This is a genomic window from bacterium SCSIO 12844 (assembly GCA_024397935.1).
Classification (GTDB): Bacteria; Pseudomonadota; Gammaproteobacteria; order Francisellales; family Francisellaceae; genus M0027.
On the sequence record CP073743.1, the window covers coordinates 1,833,737 to 1,852,035 of the forward strand.

Annotated in this window: 11 protein-coding genes and 3 rRNA genes; 4 read left to right on the forward strand and 10 right to left on the reverse strand. The window is 36.7% G+C overall.

Annotation, left to right across the window (positions count from 1 at the left end):
* Window positions 1–5: 5 nt before the first annotated feature.
* Window positions 6–3,866, reverse strand: coding sequence for a G8 domain-containing protein (locus tag KFE69_08295; protein ID UTW41510.1), 3,861 nt, complete (start codon window positions 3,864–3,866; stop codon window positions 6–8).
* Window positions 3,867–4,045: 179 nt separating this feature from the next.
* Between KFE69_08295 and rlmE the strand changes: the two genes are divergently transcribed.
* The gene (gene rlmE, locus KFE69_08300) at window positions 4,046–4,666 is read left to right on the forward strand and encodes a 23S rRNA (uridine(2552)-2'-O)-methyltransferase RlmE (GenBank protein ID UTW41511.1); all 621 of its coding nucleotides are present in this window, start codon (window positions 4,046–4,048) and stop codon (window positions 4,664–4,666) included.
* 101 nt (window positions 4,667–4,767) lie between these two features.
* Window positions 4,768–5,226, forward strand: coding sequence for a MarR family transcriptional regulator (locus tag KFE69_08305; GenBank protein UTW41512.1), 459 nt, complete (start codon window positions 4,768–4,770; stop codon window positions 5,224–5,226).
* 63 nt (window positions 5,227–5,289) lie between these two features.
* Here KFE69_08305 and KFE69_08310 read toward each other — a convergent pair whose 3' ends face one another.
* Window positions 5,290–5,697, reverse strand: a complete 408-nt coding sequence (locus KFE69_08310; protein ID UTW41513.1) for a hypothetical protein — start codon at window positions 5,695–5,697, stop codon at window positions 5,290–5,292.
* A 239-nt stretch (window positions 5,698–5,936) separates the two neighbouring features.
* Between KFE69_08310 and hcp the strand changes: the two genes are divergently transcribed.
* The gene (hcp, locus tag KFE69_08315) at window positions 5,937–7,583 is read left to right on the forward strand and encodes a hydroxylamine reductase (GenBank protein UTW41514.1); all 1,647 of its coding nucleotides are present in this window, start codon (window positions 5,937–5,939) and stop codon (window positions 7,581–7,583) included.
* A gap of 96 nt (window positions 7,584–7,679) precedes the next feature.
* Here hcp and KFE69_08320 read toward each other — a convergent pair whose 3' ends face one another.
* The 5 genes from KFE69_08320 to KFE69_08340 all read right to left on the reverse strand — a co-directional run bounded on the left by KFE69_08320 (window position 7,680) and on the right by KFE69_08340 (window position 13,301).
* Window positions 7,680–7,892, reverse strand: a complete 213-nt coding sequence (locus tag KFE69_08320) for a hypothetical protein (GenBank protein UTW41515.1) — start codon at window positions 7,890–7,892, stop codon at window positions 7,680–7,682.
* Window positions 7,855–8,385: a hypothetical protein gene (locus tag KFE69_08325; protein UTW41516.1), complete on the reverse strand. Its 531-nt coding sequence runs from the start codon at window positions 8,383–8,385 to the stop codon at window positions 7,855–7,857. Before KFE69_08325 ends, KFE69_08320 begins: the two co-directional genes overlap by 38 nt.
* 237 nt (window positions 8,386–8,622) lie before the next feature.
* Window positions 8,623–8,737, reverse strand: a 5S ribosomal RNA gene (rrf, locus tag KFE69_08330).
* 41 nt (window positions 8,738–8,778) lie between these two features.
* Window positions 8,779–11,670: ribosomal RNA gene (locus KFE69_08335) — 23S ribosomal RNA — on the reverse strand.
* A gap of 88 nt (window positions 11,671–11,758) precedes the next feature.
* Window positions 11,759–13,301: ribosomal RNA gene (locus KFE69_08340) — 16S ribosomal RNA — on the reverse strand.
* The 16S, 23S and 5S rRNA genes sit together here, the layout of an rRNA operon.
* A 215-nt stretch (window positions 13,302–13,516) precedes the next feature.
* Here KFE69_08340 and KFE69_08345 point away from each other — a divergent pair.
* A complete protein-coding gene (locus KFE69_08345; protein UTW41517.1) occupies window positions 13,517–14,479 on the forward strand; it encodes a KpsF/GutQ family sugar-phosphate isomerase in 963 nt (320 codons plus the stop codon).
* Here the strand turns inward: KFE69_08345 and KFE69_08350 are convergent.
* From KFE69_08350 to KFE69_08360, 3 genes are all read right to left on the reverse strand, one after another.
* Window positions 14,476–15,489 (reverse strand): hypothetical protein, encoded by a 1,014-nt coding sequence (locus tag KFE69_08350; protein ID UTW41518.1) that lies wholly within the window; start codon window positions 15,487–15,489, stop codon window positions 14,476–14,478. The genes KFE69_08345 and KFE69_08350 overlap by 4 nt on opposite strands.
* A 214-nt stretch (window positions 15,490–15,703) precedes the next feature.
* A complete protein-coding gene (locus tag KFE69_08355; protein UTW41519.1) occupies window positions 15,704–17,287 on the reverse strand; it encodes a peptide chain release factor 3 in 1,584 nt (527 codons plus the stop codon).
* The gene (locus tag KFE69_08360) at window positions 17,280–18,101 is read right to left on the reverse strand and encodes a ProQ/FinO family protein (GenBank protein ID UTW41520.1); all 822 of its coding nucleotides are present in this window, start codon (window positions 18,099–18,101) and stop codon (window positions 17,280–17,282) included. The genes KFE69_08355 and KFE69_08360 overlap by 8 nt, the downstream gene beginning before the upstream one ends.
* Window positions 18,102–18,299 lie beyond the last annotated feature (198 nt).

The window sequence follows — 18,299 nt, forward strand, 5'->3', positions numbered from 1 at the left end:
TAGCTTTAATCGCCTGCTTTTATTTCACAACCTACATTTTCCCAACTCACATCCCATACTTCCTTATTTGAGCTATATTTTTGAGGGTTTGGTCTATAACCTCCTTGAGCTTGTGTCTTACTACCAAGGTTATCTAGTTTAAAACCTGTTGGCAAAGTAAATGAAAAACCAACACAACCATCAATTGGACAAGCTACATCGTTACCAACCCAACTACAAGCTGTTCTTTGCTTAGGTTTATAATTAAGCGGTTTAATACATTCATTATAAAATGGTGAAGCACTATTACAACCACAAACATTTTCAGAAGCATCCCAAGTACAAATCGTATTACCATTACACTCCTCTTCTTGTGACTGTATTAATTTATCTTTAAACCCACTCATATCTATTTTAACGGTTAATATACCTGTATCTGCATCAAATGCACTTTCTCTTTTAGTCCACTGTGTTGGCCATTGCGCAGGTTTAAAATCAAAGTTATCACTATTTAATTCTGTTCTAATTGCTTTTAGTGATCCATAGTCAAAGTTTTTGCCGACATAAATTTGATAGGTTTGCTTAGTTTCAGGTGTCGTAAATAAAAAGAAAACATTATAGGTTTTTCCACCTGAAAACTCAGAAAACTGTATAAAAGCATTACTGCCGGGGTCACTTGGTGTAGATGCTTGTTTATCACGAGAGACGGTTGTATCTAAAAAATAAACACCATTATTAATTGTCAAAGAGCTACGCTGTGCATTACCTTGCCCCATAAGCAATATATATGGACTTTCACCATTACTAAATTCATCATCTGTTAATAATTGACGATATAATGGCACACCGAAACATTCAAAATTAGTACAAGCACTTGCCCAAGGTAGGCCTCTTTGCTCATTTCCTTTTTTTGTAATTGAATTATAATCACTTGGCACAATTGCTGTTGTTATATACTGATACGGACTTGTTTTAGCTGTATTTTCTGATAAACACTCAAATTCTTCAATAGGTGCTTTAAAAAATGGATCCTCACTAATAGAAATCGTACTTTTACCACTTAAGCGACCATTTTTATCATTAATACGACCTGTTAAAGTACCATCATCATCATTAAGAAATGTTTGTCTATCTACATCACTATAGCCTGTAAACATATTTGTTTGCGAACTTGTACAATAGAGTTTATCAAGCTCTGCTTTATCAATTGTTTTTGCAGTTCCTGGTATAAATCGCGGCACAATAACAAAATGTCGAATATCTACATTATCAAAAAATAAGTTCGTTGAATGGAATGCCGGTGGATAATAAAAACCATTTGGTTGCTTCCAGGCAATAGCAGCATGAGGTAAGTAACACTCATTGGTTTGCGTATCTTTTGGTATGCCTAACACAGGCCTGAATAAAAACTTATCACTTAATTTAATTGTTTTTTTATGAATATCAAGATAGGCATTTGAATCTTGCTGCATTGGTCCATCATAAATACTCAACATACGCTGCCCTGTATTGAAATTAGACATTAAGTAACTTACCCCTTCATCTTTCAAAATACATGGGTTGTTAGCTGGCCCATTATCACAAACTAAATCTGTCTCAGAATTAATTGGCCCCAAAGCATAAGCATATTTATTGTTAGGTTGCGTTTCTCCAACAAATACACTTTGTTTTACTAATGCTATATATCCAACTCGCGCATCTGACCTTGTATAACTACCCCCACTGACCATTGATACACCACCACCTAAAACATCTGTAATAGCACTATTTGTTAAAAAATACGAACTCGTTCTTAACCAAATAGCAGAAAAATTAATATCCGTTATCGTATTAAAAGATGATGTATAATAATCTATATGATTAACTGTACAGTTTTCAACTGAAGTCCCTGAGCATGGTATCACAGTAGAGCAATCTAGCGAGCCATCTGCATTGGGTGATATTTTATTACCACCTGCCCCGAGTGAGTTTGAATCACAGATAGTCGCTTTAATACCACCAATCACATTTGGATAGTACATTTTAGAATCCGGATTTAGAATTTTTCCTTCGGGGTTTTTAGGGTCAGGTATAATTTTTGGTGGTGCTAATTTATTAATTACACCCATCGATCCATAATTTTTTGTATTTTCAAAAAAACCTTGGCAAGCTGCTACATTATCAATTGTATTAAATGATATATAAGCTGAAGTACAAGAATTACCAACAAATGATTTAAGTGGTGCTAAACCATTTTGTTTTTTGATCAAAGATGCATATGAATCCCAGTTTTGTCCCATAGAGTGGCCACTAATTCTTGATGGCAACATCCAATAGCACATCCCACAAGCGCTAGCACCTGCTGCCATATTATGCCTAAAATCATTCCATCCATTCATAATCCAAAATACAGTTGGATGAACTGCATCTGATTTATATGGCACATCTTCGCTGGGAATTTGTACAATATCTGGTGCTGATAAAATCCCTGGTACAGTTCTTGGATTTTGAATATTATCCACAGCTGCACGTGCCAAAATTCCAATATTAGCAATTAATTGATTATTAATTTCGCTACCATCTTCAATATAATAACCATGACCAATCGATAAAAATCCAACATTTCTTTGTAATGTAACACCTTCTGTCGCATGTATTGTATACCAACGCGTCATTGAGTCATGCACAGAACTATCTTTAACAAAAGTATCTTTAGGTACTTTACGAGCCATATGAAAATGCACAGGATAATGCCCCATTTTACCACCTTGGCCCATTTGATAAAATTCAACACCTTGAATTTGTAATGCTTTAAATCCTTGTCTAAATACGCTATGCCCTCCAAAATAATAACCTGTTTCAGCAGCTGGAAATTGATCACCATAATTATCTCCTGCTGAAACAATACGTATACTACGTGTTAGTAATGCAACTGCTGCACGAGTTTCGATAGCTGGCAGTCCATTTACTTTAATATCTAAGTTTAATCTATCAGGAACTTTTTCAAGGGAATATGTTTCACCATTGTGCGTATAGCGAACGCCTGTATTTAATGCTTTATTTGTATAAGCATCATAAGCTGTTACTTCAAGTTTATTATCATCAATATCTTCAATAGTCAGTAATTCAGAGTGACCAGGCATATAGTCTGTTGTTGTAATAACAATTTGATCACCTTTTTGCCAATTATCATCAATCTTATATTTAGAGTCTATTAGCAAACTAGATGATTTACCATCTGAAGTTGGATTGACAGTTTTTGCCAAACGAACCCAACTAGGTCCAGTATGACTTTCTGGTATAGAGTGATGATAGTTAGCTCCTTTATAACCAAATAATTTAAGTGCGCCACCAAATGAAACAGCAAACACTTTATAGCCAAAGTATGCAGCTGAATCCCCTTTATCACCAAACATTGGCTTATACTGATAAAAATAATCAGTTACGCCATTTTTTAAATCTACTTTTGATTTTCCATTACTGTTCCAGATAGAATCTGGAATACCACAATGATCTTGAACACATCTAACACCTAAACCATTTTCTCCTTGATCTTTACCATAAAGATATATCGTTAGCTCCTGGCCAGATATACTACCAAATGGCTTTTGTGGGCTACCAGCAATTAAGCTACCATTATTTTCAATAACAATATTTTTTGCCCAAAAATTAGTTTTACCTTCACCAATAAATTCAAGAGAGCCACCACCATAAACATTTACATTGCCATAATGATATATTCCATTATTAACTGTACATTGACCAGTTACTCTTAAGTTTTCACCTTCTCCAGTAGCAATGCTACCGTTTTTACATTCCGTATAAGTTGCAGAAAAAGCTGAATTATAAACTCCAAGTGATACTAAAAAACAGATCACTAAACGTGATATATTCTGATATACATTCATTTTTATAATTCCAGAATTAACACAACATCAATATATTAATTATAGCTAAGAAATATAATTTTATTACTTAAATGGGATGTCTATCTTTCATCAAAATAAGTTAAATAAATATTATAATTGACAGCACAATCAAATCCATGAATAATCTTGCCAATAATATATAAACATAACAATTTAATATGGCTAAATCATCCAGCAGCAAGCGCTGGCTACAAGAACATTTCACTGATCAATACGTTCAGCAGTCTAAAAAAGATGGTTTTCGCTCTCGAGCGGCATATAAACTAATAGAACTTAATAATAAATATAAGCTTTTTAAACCTGGTATGACGCTTGTTGATTTAGGTGCTGCACCAGGTGGTTGGTCACAAGCTGCATTAAGTATACTCAAAGATGAAGGTAAAGTATTTGCACTTGATATTTTACCAATGGATCCAATTGCAGGTGTCACGTTTATTCAAGGAGATTTCACTGAAGATACGCCCTATCAAGAGTTATTAAAATTAACTGCAAATGATTGTATTGACTGGGTTATATCTGATATGGCACCTAATTTCAGTGGTAATAAAACAACTGATCAAACAAAGTCTATTTATTTAGTAGAGTTAGCCATTGCATTTGCTCAAGAAACACTTCAACCTCACGGATCATTTTTAGCAAAAGCTTTCCATGGAAAAGGCTTTGAAAAACTAGTTAAATCACTAAAATCACAGTATAAACAAGTAATTATATCTAAGCCTGATGCTTCTCGTGCTCGCTCTAGTGAAGTATATCTTATTGCACGTGATAAAAATCAATAATTATTGTCATTTATTGGTTACATTTATAGCGTTTATTTGTTATGATGAGCCCACTAGTTTATAGTTAATAATTATTTTATAGATATTATAGGATTACAAAAATGTCTCAAAAACAAAAAACAAAGATTCAAGAGTTAATGTTTTTATTAACTGACTCATCAAATATTGTGCGTCGAGTTTATAATAGCCATGCAAAAAAATTAGGTATCAACTCAATTGATCGTCGTGCTTTAGTTTATATCAATTATTGTGCAGGTTTAACTCAAGTAGAATTAGCTAAATTTCTTGATATTGAAGCACAAAACTTAATTTTGATCTTAGATCGTTTAGCTAAGCAAGACTTAATTAGAAAAGAACAGCACCCAGAAGATCGCCGTGCTAAATGTCTTTTCTTAACTGATAAAGGTAAAAGCTTACTTGATAAACTTAATCGTACTTTACAATCTAAGGTACACCCTCAGATTATTGATGGTTTAGAAGATGAAGAATTTGAAACGTTATACAATGCTATTATTAAAATCAAATCAAACCTTCAAAACGTTGACACAGCAAATATCTAACTCTTTTTTTATCTTCATATTTCAATTAATTATAATATAGCAAACCTTTTCAAATAGATAAAACTAATCCTCTACTAAGCCTGTTTTAGGAAAGTTTTCAAATTGTTTTCTATATTCTAACGTATGATACTCACGCCATTTTTGGACTTTATTAGCATCTGAAAACTCAACGATTGCAACAATTGGTAATGCAATCCATTGATTATCAATTTGCCAATGATCCACACGTTCAACCCAAACAGTTCTACCGTCAACACAATAACGTAACACTTCTTTTTTACCTGCTTGAACCCAATTCATAAAATCAATAACTCCCTGATTCCATGCAGTTTTGCCTTCAATCGCTACATGCTCTGGTACAAGTTCAAACACAAAATTATCTTCATAAAATGTCATTAAGCTATCTATATTTTTAGCACTTAGTGACTCCAATAATTGATCGAGTATATTAGCTAAATTTTCATTATTCATAATACCGCCTTAATGGATTAATAACGTATAAATTCTAGAAGCCGATTTGCTAGAAGGCAAATTTGTATTTAACTTATATTTATTAAGTCTAACCATTATTGGTTTTCACTATTTTATACATTATTGACCTAAATCAATTTTAAATTGATTAATTATATTTAAAGTCCCTCATCTCTTTATTACTACATCTAAAAAAGTAAACTAAGGTAATATTTTAAATAGCTTGGAGATTTAATAAAATGTTCTGTAATCAATGTGAACAAACGTTTAGACACGATCAAAGTATTGGATGTACCCTAAAAGGTGTTTGCGGCAAAATGCCCTCAACTGCAGCATTACAAAATGTCATTATCTATGCATTAGAAGGTTTATCAGTCTATCTATATAACCTAAGAAAAAATCAAATCATTAATGAAGAAATTAGCAAATATATCTTATATTCAACTTTTAGCACTTTAACTAATGTTAATTTTGATGATCAAGCACTTATTAATATAATTAAAAAATTAAGCGGCTATATCACTGAAATGAGAAATAAATGCAATATGCTTAATATTAAACTTGATAAGACACCCAAAGAAATTTTATTTAATGTATCAGAGCATACAAATGCCTCTTTAGTACAACTAGGAAATACGATTGCAAGAAAACAAAAAAATAACCTTATAAATGAGGATATCGACAGCCTTAGAAATCTCATTTTATATGGAATTAAAGGCATTTGCGCCTATGCGCATCATGCTTCAATATTAGATAAGACTGATCATGCAATATTTGAAAAAATTGAATACTCATTTTATTTATTAGCTATTAAAGAATCTGATAATAACACACTACTTAATTGGGCTGTTAACTTAGGTTCTGTTAATTTTGAAGTTTTAAAATTATTAAATGATGGGCATTTAGATGCTTTTGGCACCCCTCAACCAACTAAAGTAAATATCACAGCTAAAAAAGGCAAAGCGATCTTAGTGAGTGGCCACGATTTAAAAGACCTTGAAGCAATACTCAAAGCTACTGAAGATACAGGAATCAATGTATATACACATGGTGAAATGCTACCTGGAAATAGTTATCCTAAACTTAGTCAGTATAAACATTTAATTGGAAATTATGGTGGCGCTTGGCAAAACCAACACATAGATTTTGCCAAATTTCCAGGCGCTATTATAGTAACCAGCAACTGCATTCAAAAACCAATGCCAGAATATGAAAATAGGCTATTCACAACAGGTCCTGTTGGCTGGCCTGGCATTCAACATATTAGTGACAATGAATATAAACAACTTATCGACAGCGCCATGAAACAACCTGGTTTTAATGAGGATGAAGCTGAAAAACAAATTATGGTTGGCTTTGGAAAAGATACTGTTTTAAGTCTTGCTGATAAAATCATTGACAATGTTAAATCGGGTTCAATTAGACGATTCTATCTTATTGGAGGTTGTGATGGTGCTGAGCTCAGTAGAAATTATTTTACTGAAATAGCAGAACATATTGATAAAAATTCTATCATTCTAACATTAGGTTGTGCAAAATACAGGTTCAATAAGCAAGAGTTTGGTGATATTAATGGTATTCCAAGATTATTAGATATTGGCCAGTGCAATGATTCATATTCTGCTATACAAATTGCTATTGCTTTAGCTAATGCTTTTCAATGTAGCGTCAATGAATTACCATTATCTTTTTATATTTCATGGTTAGAGCAAAAAGCTGTAGCTGTATTTTTAACTTTACTATATTTAGGAATTACAGATATACACCTAGGGCCAAAATTACCTGGTTTTCTAAGCCAAAATATCCTAAACACCTTAATAGAAAAATATAATATTAAACCAACTACTAATGCCCTTAGTGACCTTCAAGCAGAAGCAATCTATTAAAGGGTTTTATGTCCCTTAATTAATTTTACTAGAATCTGATTTATATAACTTTTTTTACTTACGAAATAACACAACAACATATTGTTGACTGACTTTCTATCTCTTTCTGGGAAAAAACAAAGGTGCTTCATATGTATCATAAGTAGGTGATGATAATAATGGTTGCTGTAGCATAGTATTTTGATCAAGATCTTTTTGCTTAGTTTCATAATTCATTTTAATTGCTCTACTTAAATCATCTGTCCTAAATTGTCCAAACTCTTTTACATGCTCATATAACTCCAAAAAAGTAGTTTTTTGTCGCATCATCTGAATCATTATAATAAACAATAATTGGAAATTTTTCACACAAGTATGTCAATAAATCTTCTTTACTTTCAAAAAATGAACCATCATAAGCATTAAGTGAATTACTTATAAACTCAACCATAAAGTGTAGTGCATTAGTAGCTTTATGATGGAAATGACCACTATGAAAAAAGATATCATTTTTTCGAATGATTCCAGCACAATTGACAAGGCCTTGTGTACTTAAGCCTGGATGGCCAGCAGAACTACCGTAGAATTTTCCATAAACCCTAATTTCATTTGAGCTCTCCCAAACAAAATCACCAGTATAATGATCATCTATTAAATCATCAGCTTGAAAAATATTCTGATAACAATTGGCTAACTTTGTCGCTGCTGATGAATTTAAATCTCTAAATGCATTATCATATCTAACACCACTTTGTTGTAAATAATCACAATCTATATCGCTTGCAATATACTTAGATATTTCTTTAAACTGAGCTTCTTTCATCAATATCTCCATGACTAACACAACTATTATTTATCTTAAATAATAAAATGCCACAGATCAATTAATCAGATATTTCATAATCAAGCTAAATAATAAAGATAAAAATCAAGATGAAACAAATTTAATCACATTATTAATATTACAATTTGTTTAATAATAAATGGTTTATATATAACTTAAATTAATAGACTTCAGAACTAAAAAAGCCCCCAATGAAGGAGGCTTTTTGAATTAAATCCCCGGTAATGCCCTACTTTCACATGGCAACTGCCACACTATCATCGGCGCAAAGTGGTTTCACTTCTGAGTTCGGCATGGAATCAGGTGGTTCACACTCGCTATACTCACCGGGAAACTTTTTAGGTTTGACCCTTAACAATCTAGTCTACTGATATAACCAATTCACTCGAATCATTAGTACTGGTTAGCTTCATACATTGCTGCACTTACACACCCAGCCTATCAACGTCCTAGTCTCGAACGTTTCTTAAGGGAATAAATTCCCGGGATGTCTTATCTTGAGGGAGGCTTCCCGCTTAGATGCTTTCAGCGGTTATCCCTTCCGTACATAGCTACTGGGCAATGCATCTGGCGACACAACCCAAACACCAGAGGTACGTCCACTCCGGTCCTCTCGTACTAGGAGCAGATCCTCTCAAACATCCGACGCCCACGGCAGATAGGGACCGAACTGTCTCACGACGTTCTAAACCCAGCTCGCGTACCACTTTAAATGGCGAACAGCCATACCCTTGGGACCTGCTTCAGCCCCAGGATGTGATGAGCCGACATCGAGGTGCCAAACACCGCCGTCGATATGAACTCTTGGGCGGTATCAGCCTGTTATCCCCGGAGTACCTTTTATCCGTTGAGCGATGGCCCTTCCATACAGAACCACCGGATCACTAAGACCTACTTTCGTACCTGCTCGAGCCGTCACTCTCGCAGTCAAGCGCACTTATGCCTTTATACTCTTGGTATGATTTCCGACCATACCGAGTGCACCTTCGTACTCCTCCGTTACTCTTTAGGAGGAGACCGCCCCAGTCAAACTACCCACCATACACTGTCCTTGGTATTTCTACCTAAGTTAGAACTTCAACCATACCAGGGTGGTATTTCAAGGTTGGCTCCATATAAGCTAGCGCCTATACTTCTAAGCCTCCCACCTATCCTACACAGATAGGGTCAAAGTCCAGTGCAAAGCTGTAGTAAAGGTTCACGGGGTCTTTCCGTCTAACCGCGGGTACGCAGCATCTTCACTGCGATTTCAATTTCACTGAGTCTCAGGTGGAGACAGTGTGGCCATCGTTACGCCATTCGTGCAGGTCGGAACTTACCCGACAAGGAATTTCGCTACCTTAGGACCGTTATAGTTACGGCCGCCGTTTACTGGGGCTTCGATCCAGAGCTTCACTTACGTTAACCCCTTCAATTAACCTTCCAGCACCGGGCAGGCGTCACACCCTATACTTCCTCTTACGAGTTCGCAGAGTGCTGTGTTTTTAATAAACAGTCGCAGCCACCTGGTATTTGCAACCCACTTCTGCTTAGAGAGTAAATCTCATCACATAATGTGGGCACACCTTCTCCCGAAGTTACGGTGTCATTTTGCCTAGTTCCTTCACCTGAGTTATCTCATCGCCTTAGTATTCTCTACCTGTCTACCTGTGTCGGTTTACAGTACGGTTTCTTGTGCTATAAGTTTAGCTGCTTTTCCTGGAAGCCGAGCATCAATCACTTCGTAAAACCTAAGTTTTACTTCGTCTCGTATCTCGTCTATAACATAGCGGATTTGCCTACTATGCCAAACTACATACTTTCACCTGGATAACCATTCACCAGGATGATCTAGCTTTCTCCGTCACAACATCACTAACACAATAAGTACGGGAATATTAACCCGTTTCCCATCGGATTCGCCCTTCGGCTACTCCTTAGGGGCCGACTAACCCTACGTTGATCAACATTGCGTAGGAAACCTTAGACTTCCGGCCAATAAGAATCTCACTTATTTATCGTTACTCATGTCAGCATTCGCACTTCTGATACCTCCAGCATGCTTCTCAACACACCTTCATCGGCTTACAGAACGCTCCCCTACCCAGTACTTAAAGTACTGCCGCAGCTTCGGTTGTTTGCTTTAGCCCCGTTGAATCTTCCGCGCATGCCGACTCGACCAGTGAGCTATTACGCTTTCTTTAAAGGGTGGCTGCTTCTAAGCCAACCTCCTGGATGTCTCTGCCTTCACACTTCGTTTTCCACTTAGCAAACAATTGGGGACCTTAGCTGGCGGTCTGGGCTTTTTCCCTCTCCACGATGGACCTTAGCACCCACCGTGTGTCTCCTATAATTAAACTTCATCGTATTCTGAGTTTGCATCGGTTCAGTAAGATACGAATATCCCCCTAGCCGATACAGTGCTTTACCCCGATGAGTTACTTATAAGGCTCTACCTAAATAGATTTCGGGGAGAACCAGCTATCTCTGTGCTTGTTTAGCCTTTCACTCCTATCCACATCTCATCCCATAATTTTGCAACATTACCGGGTTCGGGCCTCCAGGTGGTGTTACCCAACCTTCACCCTGGACATGGATAGATCGCTACAGTTTCGGGTCTATTCCCAGCGACTTAGACGCCCTATTAAGACTCGGTTTCCCTTCGGCTTCACTATTCGCTTAACCTTGCCACTGAAAATAACTCGCTGACCCATTATACAAAAGGTACGCCGTCACATTTCTTAAAAATGCTCCGACTGCTTGTACGCAAACGGTTTCAGGTTCTATTTCACTCCCCTTAAAGGGGTTCTTTTCGCCTTTCCCTCACGGTACTGGTTCACTATCGGTCAATTGGTCATATTTAGCCTTGGAGGATGGGCCCCCCATCTTCAGTCAAAATTTCTCGTGTTCCGACCTACTTATTCGTATGCTTAGTTCCTAATCAATACTTTCGTGTACGGGACTATCACCCTCTATCGTTAAGCTTCCCAACTTATTCCACTAACATCAATTATAAATCATACAAGGCTAATCCCCGTTCGCTCGCCGCTACTAAGAGAATCTCGGTTGATTTCTTTTCCTACAGGTACTTAGATGTTTCAGTTCCCTGCGTTCGCTTTCCAATCAAAGATTAGAATATCCACCTTACAGTGGATGGGTTCCCCCATTCGGACATCAACGGATCAACGCTCTTTTGCCAACTCCCCGTTGCTTTTCGCAGACTTACACGTCCTTCTTCGCTTCCAATTGCCTAGGCATCCACCGTTTGCGCTTTTACCCTTGGCTATATCAGTAAACTAAATTGTTAAAGATCAACTATGCTAAAAAATAGTTTCATATGTAAACACTTAACGTTCTTTTGTATTTTTACCTTTAAGGAGGTGATCCAGCCGCAGGTTCCCCTACGGCTACCTTGTTACGACTTCACCCCAGTCATGAATCACACCGTGGTGACCGTCCTCTAATAGTTAGACTAGCCACTTCTGGTGCAACCCACTCCCATGGTGTGACGGGCGGTGTGTACAAGACCCGGGAACGTATTCACCGCGACATGCTGATTCGCGATTACTAGCGATTCCGACTTCATGTTCTCGAGTTGCAGAGAACAATCCGGACTACGAACACCTTTGTGAGTTTCGCTCCAAGTCGCCTCTTCGCTTCCCTCTGTAATGCCCATTGTAGCACGTGTGTAGCCCTACCCGTAAGGGCCATGATGACTTGACGTCGTCCCCACCTTCCTCCGTGTTAACCACGGCAGTCTCTATAGAGTGCCCAACTCAATGATGGCAACTATAAATAAGGGTTGCGCTCGTTGCGGGACTTAACCCAACATCTCACGACACGAGCTGACGACAGCCATGCAGCACCTGTATCTGAATTCCCGAAGGCACCGATCTATCTCTAAATCGTTCTCAGTATGTCAAGGGTAGGTAAGGTTCTTCGCGTTGCATCGAATTAAACCACATGCTCCACCGCTTGTGCGGGTCCCCGTCAATTCCTTTGAGTTTTAGCCTTGCGGCCGTAATCCCCAGGCGGAGTACTTAGCGCGTTAGCTACGCCACAAGAACCTTAACACCGATTCCTACAGCTAGTACTCATCGTTTACAGCATGGACTACCAGGGTATCTAATCCTGTTCGCTAACCATGCTTTCGTCCCTCAGCGTCAGTATTCGGCCAGAAAGTTGCCTTCGCCATTGGTGTTCCTTCTGATATCTACGCATTTCACCGCTACACCAGAAATTCCCCTTTCCTCTCCTATACTCTAGATACACAGTTTCAAATGACATCCCAAGGTTGAGCCCTGGACTTTTACATCTGACTTATTTATCCGCCTACGGACCCTTTACGCCCAGTAAGTCCGATTAACGCTCGCACCCTCCGTATTACCGCGGCTGCTGGCACGGAGTTTGCCGGTGCTTCTTCTGAAAGTAACGTCACAGTATTTAACTCTTAATCTAATACCTTTCCTCCTTCCTGAAAGTGCTTTACAACCCTAAGGCCTTCTTCACACACGTGGCATTGCTGGATCAGGGTTGCCCCCATTGTCCAATATTCCCCACTGCTGCCTCCCGTAGGAGTCTGGGCCGTGTCTCAGTCCCAGTGTGGCTGATCTTCCTCTCAGAACAGCTATGGATCGCAGCCTTGGTGAGCCCTTACCTCACCAACTAGCTAATCCAACGCAGGCTCATCTCAAAGCGCCAGGCCCGAAGGTCCCCAGCTTTGGTTCGTAAACTTTATGCGGTATTAGCACGAGTTTCCCCGTGTTATCCCCAACTTTAAGACAGATTCCTACGCGTTACTCACCCGTCCGCCACTCGCCATCAATCTAGCAAGCTAGATCATGCTGCCGTGCGACTTGCATGTGTTAAGCATGCCACCAGCGTTCAATCTGAGCCAGGATCAAACTCTTCAGTTTGTATCTCTGTAATTCATTGACAAGAACGTAAGTGTCTACATATCAATCTATTTTTTAAACATCTTTGCCGCTGACCACTCTCAGGCGACAAGGGTGAATTCTACCGATTCTGTAGGCTTTGTCAACTAATTAAAATCACTTTTTTAATTTTATTTCTATTCTTAATCAATCTGCCTATAATATGAACCAAAACCAATACAAATTCAGGAATTTTTATGGACTATTTAAGTAATGCACGTGAAGTGTTTACTATTGAGACTGACGCAATTAATCAAGTTAAAAAAAGTTTAGATCAACAATTTGTTGAAGCTTGTGAAATTCTGTTTAATGTTAAAGGACGCGTTATTGTCATTGGTATGGGTAAATCTGGTCACATTGGCAATAAAATTGCTGCAACATTAGCAAGCACTGGAACGCCATCTTTTTTTATCCACCCTGCTGAAGCAGCTCATGGTGATTTCGGCATGATTACTAAAGATGATATTATTGTCGCTATTTCAAACTCTGGCAATACAGAAGAAATTATTAAACTACTACCTTTAATTAGTCGCCTTAATATCCCACTTATTTCTATTACAGGAAATAAAAACTCAATGCTTGCTAAGTCAGCTACGGTTAATTTAGATATTCATGTCAATAAAGAAGCTTGCCCACATAACTTAGCTCCTACCGCAAGCACAACCGTAACTTTAGTTCTAGGTGATGCACTTGCCATTGCATTATTAAAAGCTAGAGGATTTACAGAAGAAGACTTTGCTTTTTCACATCCAGCAGGAACTTTAGGAAAACGTTTAATTTTGCGTGTAAAAGATTTAATGAAAACTGGTGATAAAATCCCGAAAGTTGCACCTAAGACTTCTTTAGAAGAAGCCATTATAACTATTACTGAAAAAGGCCTAGGTATGACAACTGTCGTTGATGATAAAAACCATTTACTAGGTATTTTCACTGATGGCGATTTAAGACGTATTTTTGCTAGTGGTTATGATATTAAAACAACACCAATTGCTAATATCATGATTAAAACGCCTAAAATAATTACTGAAAATGACATGGCAACTAAGGCAGTTCATATGATGGAGTCTTATAAAATAACTTCTTTAGTTGTTATCAATGATAAAAGAGAAATACTTGGCATTATTCATATGCATGATTTATTACAATCTGGCGTTGTTTAACCAAAATTTAATGCTTCTTCAAATGCCATAAAATCTAAATACTCTTCATCAATAGAAGGTTTTGTAAATATCTGCTTAGGTGATGATGACTCAAATGTTTGCAGCTCTAATCCCCTTTCAATGTTTGTTGGAATATATGACTGGTTTTCAAACCTCATGTTATTGACTACGATCTCATTAGTAAATATTTCTTCAAGCTTATTTATTATTGCTTGTGAACATGTATTTTTTTCAAATTCTTCATTATTAAATTCTGTTCCATAATTTTTCATAATATAAAATGCATGATGTTTTACGTATGCACCTGTCAAAATGCCTGTATTTGTTTCTTGATCAAGATTAACGACTGAACTATGTGTTCCTGGAATATTAATTTGTTTTGCCGCATGTTTAGTTTTTATAGACTTAAATTCTAAATCTGAACAGGTTAACGGGGAAAAACCATATCTATCTTCATCCATTGCATTAATAACTGTAATATTATTTACATTTTCAGGAATAGTCATCATATCTTCAGTTCTAGTTATCAAATCACCAGGAACTGGATCTAGCAATAATAAATTAACGTTAATGGATGGGTAGCTTTCATTCAATGCATTAGCAATCATAATAGAGGCAACCGCCCCTCTACTCCAACCAACCAAGTTAATTGTATCTGGTAATAGATCTATATGTTTTAACGATTCAACAAACACTCGAACATTCGCTCTCATTCCTGCTTCACCGTGCAATAGTCCTTCCATTATTACTTGATGTTCAATTTTACTTTTAAATTTTATTCTCTCTGGATCAGAGACTTTTCTATGCGCTCCTTTATCGAATATATCAGCTGAATATCTAAATGTTCCAGGTGTTCCTTTAGGGCCTTGAGAACCAGGCCCTGAAAGCTCAATGGTATGGCCACAACTTTCAGCAGCCCTTGCTATTAAATTAACTATTTCTTTTTCTGATCCTGGTTTATTAGCATAAAAATTTGTTCCATGAACAAATCCCGTATAAATCTTTGGCATTATTATGCAACTCCCATATTTGAGCAAAGTAAATTCAACTAAAATTCAAAAAATATTATAAAAACATATTTATTTAAATAAATATATAAATTACATTTATTGAAATTTAAAAACAAATAAAAAAACACTTTGAAACTTCAAGCTATATATTTTAGCAACTTTTTTACTTAAAAATAAAGACAAACCATATGAAATAATTTAATTGAATCTAAACTTAATGCTCTCGTGTTGCCCGAAAAACAACATCAGGGTGACGCTCTTCAGTTAAAGATAAATTTACTCGTGTTGGCGCAAGATAAGTTAAATTTTCAGCAGAATCTAATGCAAGATTTTCAAAACATTTTTTTCGAAAAGTATCCATTATTTTACCATCCGAACACTCAACCCAACGAGCGGTATGAACATTAATTGTATCATAAGCACATTTTACACCATACTCATATTGTAAACGGTGAGCTACCACATCAAATTGTAGCACACCTACTGCACCTACAATTAAGTCATTACTACTGAGTGGTCTAAATACTTGTGCAGCACCTTCTTCAGATAATTCAGTCAAGCCTTTTTGCAAAGCTTTCATCTTAAGTGGGTCTTTTAATTGAATTCGACGAAACAACTCAGGTGCAAAATTTGGAATACCGGTAAATTTAAGTGATTCTCCTTGTGTAAATGTATCACCGATTTGAATACTACCATGATTATGCAAACCAATGACATCACCAGGATATGCTTCTTCTACATGTTCACGATCACCAGCCATAAAAGTTAAGGCATTCGCTATTTGCATTTGCTTATTTGTTCTAACATGAAATAACTTCATACCTTTTTTATAATGACCTGAACAAACTCTAAAAAATGCAATACGATCACGATGTTGTGGGTCCATATTGGCCTGTATTTTAAATACAAAACCAGTTAATTTTTGTTCATCAGGATTCACTTCGCGCGTGGTTGTTTTCCTTACTAACGGGACTGGCGCATAATCAGCAAACGCATCTAATAGTTGCTTAACGCCAAAATTACCTAATGCTGTACCAAAAAATACAGGCGTTATTTTACCTTCTAAATATTCTTGATGATTAAATTCATTGCCAGCACCTTTAACAAGCTCTATCTCCGAACGAAGATCATCTGCAAGATCTCCTAATTTTTCATCAACTAAAGGATTATCAAGCCCATCGATGGTTTCAAAGTCATGTATATGTGAACCATGACCAGTTTCATACAAATAAATACGATCTTCATATAGGTGATAAACACCCTTAAAAAACTTGCCCATCCCAATTGGCCAAGTCATAGGCACACAATGAATATTTAAAACTGACTCTACTTCATCCATTAGTTCTAACGGATCACGCACATCACGATCAAATTTATTTATAAAAGTGATAATCGGTGTCGTTCTAAGTCGACAAACTTCCATCAATTTAATTGTACGCGCTTCAACACCTTTAACACCATCAATAACCATTAATGCAGAATCAACTGCAGTTAACGTGCGATAAGTATCTTCAGAGAAGTCTTCATGGCCTGGTGTATCTAATAAATTAATAACTGTATTTTTATAATCAAATTGCATAACAGAAGTTGTGACTGAAATACCACGCTGCTTTTCAAGCTCCATCCAATCTGAAGTAGCATGCCTAGATGCTTTTTTACCTTTAATTTCACCAGCAAGTTGGATTGCACCACCAAAAAGTAACAGTTTTTCAGTAATGGTTGTTTTACCTGCATCTGGATGGGAAATAATGGCAAAGGTACGGCGCTTAGATAATTGTTCTTTTAATAAACTACTCATTTGAGTCAGTATCTTTTTGCTTTGTCGTTTCTAATTCATTTTCAGGTTTAGATGTTTCTACTTGCTCAGATGTTGTAGTTGCCTCGTCAGAATCATTTTCACTTGACTGACTAGTGTATTCTTTTTCTTCTTCATTTTTATACTTTGACATCACAGTTCTTGGATCGACACCTTGTGCTCTTAAACGTGCTTTTTCTTGAAGTTCTTCTAATCTAATTTGAGCATGTTCTAAATGTTCATCAGAGATATCTTCTACTGCTTCACCTTCTAAATTAAAACGCTTTTTATGCTCAAGAATTGCTTTTTGATATGCTTGATCACCAACATAACGACGTAAAACACGAGTTAAAACACCAAAGTGAATTTGTCTTTGAGTACGCGCTAAGAAAGCTTGAACGATATCGTCATTAATACCAACTTTTAGTGGCTTTTTAGCTTTAGGGTTAAAGCAACCCGGAAAATTTCTACATAGCCAGCCAAATAAACGTCGAGATTCAACTTCCATCTGATCTTGAAGATTAACAGAAACCATAACTTCTGCTTCTTTTTGCGTATCTGGTCGAACACTTTGTTGCTGGCGATTCATTTTTTGACCAAACTGTGGTGTGCGCATTTGCTGGTTATGGCCGCTTGTATGACCTCGTTGCTGGCTGGGACGCTTTTGATTAGGTTTTCTATTATCTTGTCGATTTGTATAATCCGACTTACCTTGGTGCTTATTAGTACTCTTTTCTGATTGTGAAGTACCTTTTTTACCTTTTACCAAAGATTTTAATTGTTCAAAAGCACTTAGTTTTTTTCTACCATCAGACATTTTAGACCTTATACAATTATTCGTTCACACTCAATTACATTTGCTATATGGGGAACATCTCCCTTTAAAGTCCTCAAAGGGTAATCGAAGCAAGTGCATTTGTCTAGTCTTTCTTTGTTTAAAGTTATGGGGCATAAGGGGAAGAAGAGTAGAAAAATTTAGACAATATAGACAATTTTCTAGTAAAATAAACCTTCA

What these genes read in the sequence shown, in the direction of transcription:
- KFE69_08295 (UTW41510.1), bottom strand. Translation starts at nt 3,866, where the DNA reads ATGAATGTATATCAGAATATATCACGTTTAGTGATCTGTTTTTTAGTA.
- rlmE (UTW41511.1), top strand. Translation starts at nt 4,046, where the DNA reads ATGGCTAAATCATCCAGCAGCAAGCGCTGGCTACAAGAACATTTCACT.
- KFE69_08305 (UTW41512.1), top strand. Translation starts at nt 4,768, where the DNA reads ATGTCTCAAAAACAAAAAACAAAGATTCAAGAGTTAATGTTTTTATTA.
- KFE69_08310 (UTW41513.1), bottom strand. Translation starts at nt 5,697, where the DNA reads ATGAATAATGAAAATTTAGCTAATATACTCGATCAATTATTGGAGTCA.
- hcp (UTW41514.1), top strand. Translation starts at nt 5,937, where the DNA reads ATGTTCTGTAATCAATGTGAACAAACGTTTAGACACGATCAAAGTATT.
- KFE69_08320 (UTW41515.1), bottom strand. Translation starts at nt 7,892, where the DNA reads ATGATGCGACAAAAAACTACTTTTTTGGAGTTATATGAGCATGTAAAA.
- KFE69_08325 (UTW41516.1), bottom strand. Translation starts at nt 8,385, where the DNA reads ATGAAAGAAGCTCAGTTTAAAGAAATATCTAAGTATATTGCAAGCGAT.
- KFE69_08345 (UTW41517.1), top strand. Translation starts at nt 13,517, where the DNA reads ATGGACTATTTAAGTAATGCACGTGAAGTGTTTACTATTGAGACTGAC.
- KFE69_08350 (UTW41518.1), bottom strand. Translation starts at nt 15,489, where the DNA reads ATGCCAAAGATTTATACGGGATTTGTTCATGGAACAAATTTTTATGCT.
- KFE69_08355 (UTW41519.1), bottom strand. Translation starts at nt 17,287, where the DNA reads ATGAGTAGTTTATTAAAAGAACAATTATCTAAGCGCCGTACCTTTGCC.
- KFE69_08360 (UTW41520.1), bottom strand. Translation starts at nt 18,101, where the DNA reads ATGTCTGATGGTAGAAAAAAACTAAGTGCTTTTGAACAATTAAAATCT.